The sequence below is a fragment of the Halomonas sp. AOP43-A1-21 genome (assembly GCF_052376775.1).
Taxonomy (GTDB): domain Bacteria; phylum Pseudomonadota; class Gammaproteobacteria; order Pseudomonadales; family Halomonadaceae; genus Vreelandella; species Vreelandella colorata.
Genome location: NZ_JBQSWC010000063.1, coordinates 1 through 5,845, shown reverse-complemented (window position 1 = coordinate 5,845; position 5,845 = coordinate 1). Strand labels below are relative to the sequence as shown.

General features: G+C 55.8%; 7 protein-coding genes. All 7 read left to right on the top strand.

The annotated features are described in order from the left end of the window. Positions 1–517: CHC2 zinc finger domain-containing protein (locus tag ACT3R7_RS20360; RefSeq protein ID WP_441675557.1), on the top strand; the 517-nt coding region annotated here is incomplete at its 5' end. After that, the gene (locus ACT3R7_RS20355; protein WP_441675558.1) at positions 501–2,006 is read left to right on the top strand and encodes a YfjI family protein; all 1,506 of its coding nucleotides are present in this window, start codon (positions 501–503) and stop codon (positions 2,004–2,006) included. The genes ACT3R7_RS20360 and ACT3R7_RS20355, both read left to right, overlap by 17 nt. Next, positions 2,006–2,386, top strand: a complete 381-nt coding sequence (locus tag ACT3R7_RS20350; protein WP_441675559.1) for a hypothetical protein — start codon at positions 2,006–2,008, stop codon at positions 2,384–2,386. Before ACT3R7_RS20355 ends, ACT3R7_RS20350 begins: the two co-directional genes overlap by 1 nt. Beyond that, positions 2,379–2,957 (top strand): hypothetical protein, encoded by a 579-nt coding sequence (locus ACT3R7_RS20345; RefSeq protein WP_441675560.1) that lies wholly within the window; start codon positions 2,379–2,381, stop codon positions 2,955–2,957. The genes ACT3R7_RS20350 and ACT3R7_RS20345 overlap by 8 nt, the downstream gene beginning before the upstream one ends. Positions 2,958–3,111: 154 nt before the next feature. Continuing rightward, positions 3,112–4,101 (top strand): hypothetical protein, encoded by a 990-nt coding sequence (locus tag ACT3R7_RS20340; RefSeq protein ID WP_496199444.1) that lies wholly within the window; start codon positions 3,112–3,114, stop codon positions 4,099–4,101. Positions 4,102–4,141: 40 nt separating this feature from the next. Beyond that, the gene (locus ACT3R7_RS20335) at positions 4,142–4,546 is read left to right on the top strand and encodes a hypothetical protein (RefSeq protein WP_051233849.1); all 405 of its coding nucleotides are present in this window, start codon (positions 4,142–4,144) and stop codon (positions 4,544–4,546) included. Further along, on the top strand, positions 4,533–5,845 hold a 1,313-nt coding region (locus tag ACT3R7_RS20330), incomplete at its 3' end, for a phage terminase large subunit (protein ID WP_496199443.1). The genes ACT3R7_RS20335 and ACT3R7_RS20330, both read left to right, overlap by 14 nt.

Below are 5,845 nucleotides of genomic sequence, written 5' to 3'. Positions count from 1 at the left end.
TATGCAGCGAGCAATAAAAACGCCCGACCGGAGCCGAGCGCAAAATAATACTGTTCAAGCCAATAATAGCATCCGCGCTGACGTTCACGCCATATTGAATCGACTCGACAAGGTAAAGGAAAACGGGCTGGGCCGCTGGCTGGCATGTTGTCCTGCACACCAAGACCGCTCGCCTAGCTTGGCGGTGCGTGAAACCTCAGACGGCACAATCCTGATGAAGTGCTTTGCAGGATGCCCGACTGGGGACGTGCTAGCCGCTATCGGCCTTGAGCTTAAAGACCTGTTTCCTGAGCGTGACAACGACGCATACACCGCTAGCAAGCGCCCTGGTGAACGATGGGTTCCCCGTGACGTATTGGCAGCGGTGGCGCGTGAAGCCCTGATTGCGCTGTTAGCGGCTGAGGCTGTGCATAGCGGGACGCTGTTATCTGATGACGACCGCAACCGCTTGGCGGTGGCCGCTGGCCGCCTGAGGGCTGCCGCAAGGGAGGTGGGTTGCTATGTCAAACACGGCTGAAAACTGGCTGGATCAGAGAGTCGATAGAGTGACGCCCCCGAGGGCGTTACCTGAAAGCCTGCCCGAAGTGCCTAACTTTCAACCGGAAATGTTGCCGGAAGAGCTGCGCGACTATGTGCTAGACGTTGCCCAACGTATCCAGTGCCCGCCGGAATACTGTGCCGTATCGGCATTGGCCCTGCTGGCTGGTCTGATAGGCCACAAAGTGCGTATGCGCCCGAAGCAGCATGATGATTGGGAGATTGTCATTGTGCTGTGGGCAGTACTGGTGGGCGACCCTTCGGCAATGAAAACCCCGGCAATCAAGGCGATGCGCTTTGCTATTGACGCCATTGAAGCTGAGGCAAGACGAGAGCATGAGAAAGCTGCCAAGGCTCACAAGGAGGAAGTAGAGCTATTTGATGTCGCTAAAGCTGCGGTGAAGAAGAAGGCCAAGGATCAGGCAGCCAAAGGCGACATGGAGGCCGCCAAGGCAGCGTTGGGCAGCATAAAGGAACCCGCGCCACCTGAGCCTGCTGAACGCTACATTCTGAACGATGCGACGGTTGAGAAAGCCGGCGAGCTTATGAACCAGTTTGACCACCACTTGACCATCTTGCGAGATGAATTGGCGGGTCTGCTGGCAAAGCTGCAACAGGAGGAAAACGCCGCTGAACGTGCCTTCTACCTAGAGTGCTACAACGGTGACTCCCGGTTTACTTATGACCGTATTGGACGGGGAACGGTGGCTATCGAGCGGTGCGCTTTGAACATCATTGGCGGCATCCAGCCAAGCAAGCTAGCGCCTATCGTGCGCGGTGCTAAGGGAACGGTTAATGATGGCTTGATACAGCGTTTCCAACTGGCTGTTTGGCCAGATGGCAAGCCTTCATGGAAGTGGATCGACCGCAAACCTGACCCTAAAGCCAAGGAGCGCTTTTCTCAGGTGTTTTACCGCCTGCACTCGCTGGAATTGGGCGTTGATGATGATGGTGCCCCGCCTGCGTGGCGCTTCACTGCCGACGCCCAGGCAATGTTCATTGAGTGGATGACAGAGATCAACGTTGAATGTCGTTCTGGCAACCTTTCCCCACTGATGGCTGAGCACCTGCTGAAGATGCCCAAGACAGTGGGCAGCCTGGCGCTGCTATTCGCCGTAATAGATGGCGAACAAGGCAGCGTGGGCAAGACCTCTACCGCCCGTGCCCTTGAGTGGGCCGACTTCCTGCGCGCCCATGCAGAGCGCTTGTATAGCGCAGCCACCAACAGCGGCATCCAAGGTGCCAAATTGATCTTGAAACGTCGCCAGAAGCTGCCCAACCCGTTCAAGGTTAAGCAGGTACAGCAACGCGGCTGGCAAGGATTGGACACGACCGAGGCCGTGCAAGGGGCATTAGATGTGCTTGTTGAACATGGCTACCTGACTGAAATGGAGGTGCCGACAACCGGAAGGCCACGCATCGACTTCTATTGGCATTCGGAGTACGTGCCGAATCAGGAGGACGAGTAATGGGACGCTGGCTTGAAAAAATAGAAAAAGGGGACGGTGATACCCCCCGTAAACCACCTAAAAGCCCTTTAAGGGGTTTAGGGGGGGTAGTAGAGGGCGCGTATTCAGAAAACAAATCTGATATTCAGCCGGTAACGACTACCGATTGGCTAGAGTGGATCGCTGAACGCTGCCCCCTGGTGCCGGAAGATCGCCGCCATGTGGCTACGGGCCTTCTACGCCTTCACCCACGAATGCAGCAACGCCTGGCTGAACGCTATGTGGAAACCTGGCGCACCGCTGCCGACGATGAACCCACGTATCACAAGCGCGATAACGCTGGCCGCCGTGCTGCCAACCTGATTATCACCAAACTAAAACGAGGTGCCGAGTATGTCTGAAGCAACGATTGAGCAACTACAAGCCAATAACGAAAACCTGACCGCTGAACTGGAAAAGGTGAAAGCCAAAAATGCCGAGCTATTGGGCAAGGTTAAGAAGGCCCAGCAAGGTAGCGGCGAAAACTCTGAACGCCTGGAAGCCCTGGAAGCGGAAAACGCAAACCTCAAAGGTGAGCTACGCACATACACTTATGACGCCCCGGTTAACGCTGTGTTTAAGGAAATCAGCGGTGCTGGCTCAATCTTCCGAGAGTCGTTTGAAAAGTACTTCAGCATTATTCAGGATGACTACGAGGGCCGTTTCTGGATCCACGACAAAGACGGCAATCCCGTTTATAAAACGGTGCAGCAAGGCAAATACGGCAACCGCGAGGAGCCGCGAGAGCTAACGTTCAATGATATTCGTGACGTTATTCAGGATCACAGCTTAGCGGAACTGGATTTTTTCCTACCCAAGCCTAAAGGCGGTGGCGCAATAGGCAGCAATGGTCGTCATTATTCCCGCCCCGCTCCTGCAGATGAAAAGCCTAAAGAAGCATCGGATAACGTGCCAACCTTTGGTATGCGGTGATATAGTAAACGGGTGGCCCTAATGGGGCTGCCCTTCTCGCCCTAATGGGGCAAAGCCCACTAACCGCTTAGCGTTAGTAACTTAGCCCTGATGGGGCACCCTCCAAGACTAATGGTCTGTGAGAATCACTTAACCCATATTTTATGGTGATTCCATGGCTACTGTACGCCTAACCGATATTATTGAACCCGCCACTTTCACTGGCTACACGCTGCAAGAAACCATGCAAAAAACCGCCCTGGTGCGTGCTGGTGTTGCAGTACAAAACAACGTGATTGCCGAGCAGCTTAAAGCCGGTTCCCATAGCTTCACCGTGCCTTTCTGGCGTGACCTGGAAGACGACGAAGCCAACATTGTTAACGACGACCCCGAAACACACTCCACCCCCAAGAAGATTGGCAGCGGGAAGCAGATTGTGCGTAAAAGCTATCTGCACCAAAGCTGGTCTGCCATGAACCTAGCGTCTGAAATCGCCGGGGATGACGCCCTAGCGAAGATTCAGAGCCGTGTGGTGGCCTACTGGGATCGACAGCTTCAAAAGCGCCTGGTGGCGTCTTTGCGCGGCATCATGGCCGATAACATCGCCAACTTTGACGGTGATATGGTGCTGGATATTAGCACCGAGACCGGGGCGGCTGGTGTGTTTGGTGCTGAAGCGGTGATTGATGCCACTGGCACCCTTGGCGACTCGATGAGCAACCTAGTCTCTATCGCCATGCACAGCGACATTTACCGCCGCGCCCTCAAGAATGACCTGATCGAATTTATCCCCGATTCCCAAGGCGGAACGATTGCCACCTTCCGAGGCTTGGCGACCGTAGTTGATGACGGCTTACCAGTAAACGAAGGCGCTTACACCTGCGCGCTGTTTGGTGCTGGTGCCGTGGGCTATGGCGCTGCTGAGCCGAGCATTGCTGATGGTACGGAAGTTGAAAATCTACCGTCTGCTGGTCGTGGTGGCGGTCAACAAATCCTGCACAGCCGCATGAACATGGGTATGCACCCTGCTGGCTTTACGTGGGTGGAAGATACCGTTGCCGACGAATCCCCCAGCCTTTCCGAGCTAGCCCTTCCCGCCAATTGGAGCCGCGTGGTAGAGCGTAAGGCCGTACCCCTGGCCTTCCTTATCGCCCGCGCTCAATAACCGACCTTGGCCCCTACGGGGGCCATTTAGGAGGCAAGATATGGCGAAGTGCGCCGGAACCCAAAAGAAGCCCCCCAAGGGCACCGAAAAGAAAATTCTTGATATGAGTCAGCGGGGCTTGTCACTCAAAGCCATGGCCCGTGGGCTAGGTATCAGCACCGCTTTATTCCAAGCATGGCGGGAAAATCACCCCGAGCTACAAAACGCGCTAGATGAAGGGCGAGAGATTGAGCATACCAAGCTAAGAAGCGCCCTAATGGATCAAGCCGAAGGCGGCAACGTAACAGCCGCTATCTTCCTGCTGAAGTGCCGTCATGGCTACCGTGAAGGCGACCAAGGCGAATTGGCCAACCGTGTAAGCGTGACCTTCCAGCTACCGGGGCCGCAATCACTGGAAGACTTCAGCCGCACAATAGATGGGGAGGTGGTGCGTGGAAGCGATTGAGCTTAACGACTTTCAACAGCGAACCCTTGCCGCCCCTGAAGAGCTAGACCTGTTTTTAGGCGGTGGCCGTGGTGGTGGTAAGTCTTACGGCTTGGCCCTACTGTGCTTACGTCACGTTGAAATGTACGGGGATCAGGCCCGCATCCTCTACCTTCGCAAGACCTATAAGGGGCTAGCTGACTTCGAGCTGATAACCCGCACGCTGTTTGGCATGGTGTACGGCACCAGCGCCCGGTATAACCAAGGCGAGCATGTTTGGAAATTCCCCAACGGGGGATATTTAGAACTTGGCCAGCTAGAAACCCAAGGCGATTATGCCAAGTACCAAGGCCGTAGCTTCACGCTGCTGATTATTGATGAAGCGGGACAGTACCCAACCCCTGACCTTCTCGACCTGATGCGCTCCAACTTGCGCGGCCCTAAAGACATGCCTATCCGCGTGGTGGTGGCTGCTAACCCTGGCGGCCCTGGCCATCATTGGATCGCCCGCCGCTATGTGTTTCAGGCTGAGCCCTGGAAGCCGTTTTACGAGGAAAAGAGCAAGCGCCAATGGCTGTACTGCCCTTCCACCTTCCAAGGCAACCACCTGATAGACCGTGAGCAATACCGCGACCAGCTAGAAAGCGCGTGCCCTGATGATCCAGAACTATTGAGGGCATGGGTAGAGGGAGATTGGGCCGTTAACCGTGGCGCCTACTTCGCGTCTGTGTTGGAGGAGAGCCGCAACGCCGTACCCACCTGGCAGGAAATCCCCGACGATTGGACGGTATACCTTACCCACGACTTCGGAAGCAGCGCCCCCAGCGTGACGTATATCTGTGCTGTATCACCGGGTGGCTTTGGGCCTGATGATCGCTTCTACCCGCGTGGCTCTATTGTGCTGGTGGATGAAATGCACACCGCCAGACGTGAGAACCCAGACCGGGGACTAGGCTGGACAGTGCCCGTGCTTGGTGAGGAGATCGTCAAGTGGTGCCAGCATTGGGACGTGAAACCCGAAGGCGTGGCCGACGATGCGATATTTGCCAAGACAGGATCAGGGGCCGGCAGCATTGCCGATGAATTCCAGAAAGCTGGCGTTGCCTTTCACCCTGCGAAGAAGGCTGACCGTATCACCGGGTGGAACATCATGCGCCGCCTACTGGGGGATGCTGGCAAGCCCGACCGCCCCGGCCTGTATATCGCCCGGCACTGTGAGTATTTCTGGGATACCGTGCCTTACTTAGCCCGTGATCAAAAGCGGATAGAGGATATGGAAACCACGGGGCCAGATCACGCCGCCGACGCTGTGCGTTATGG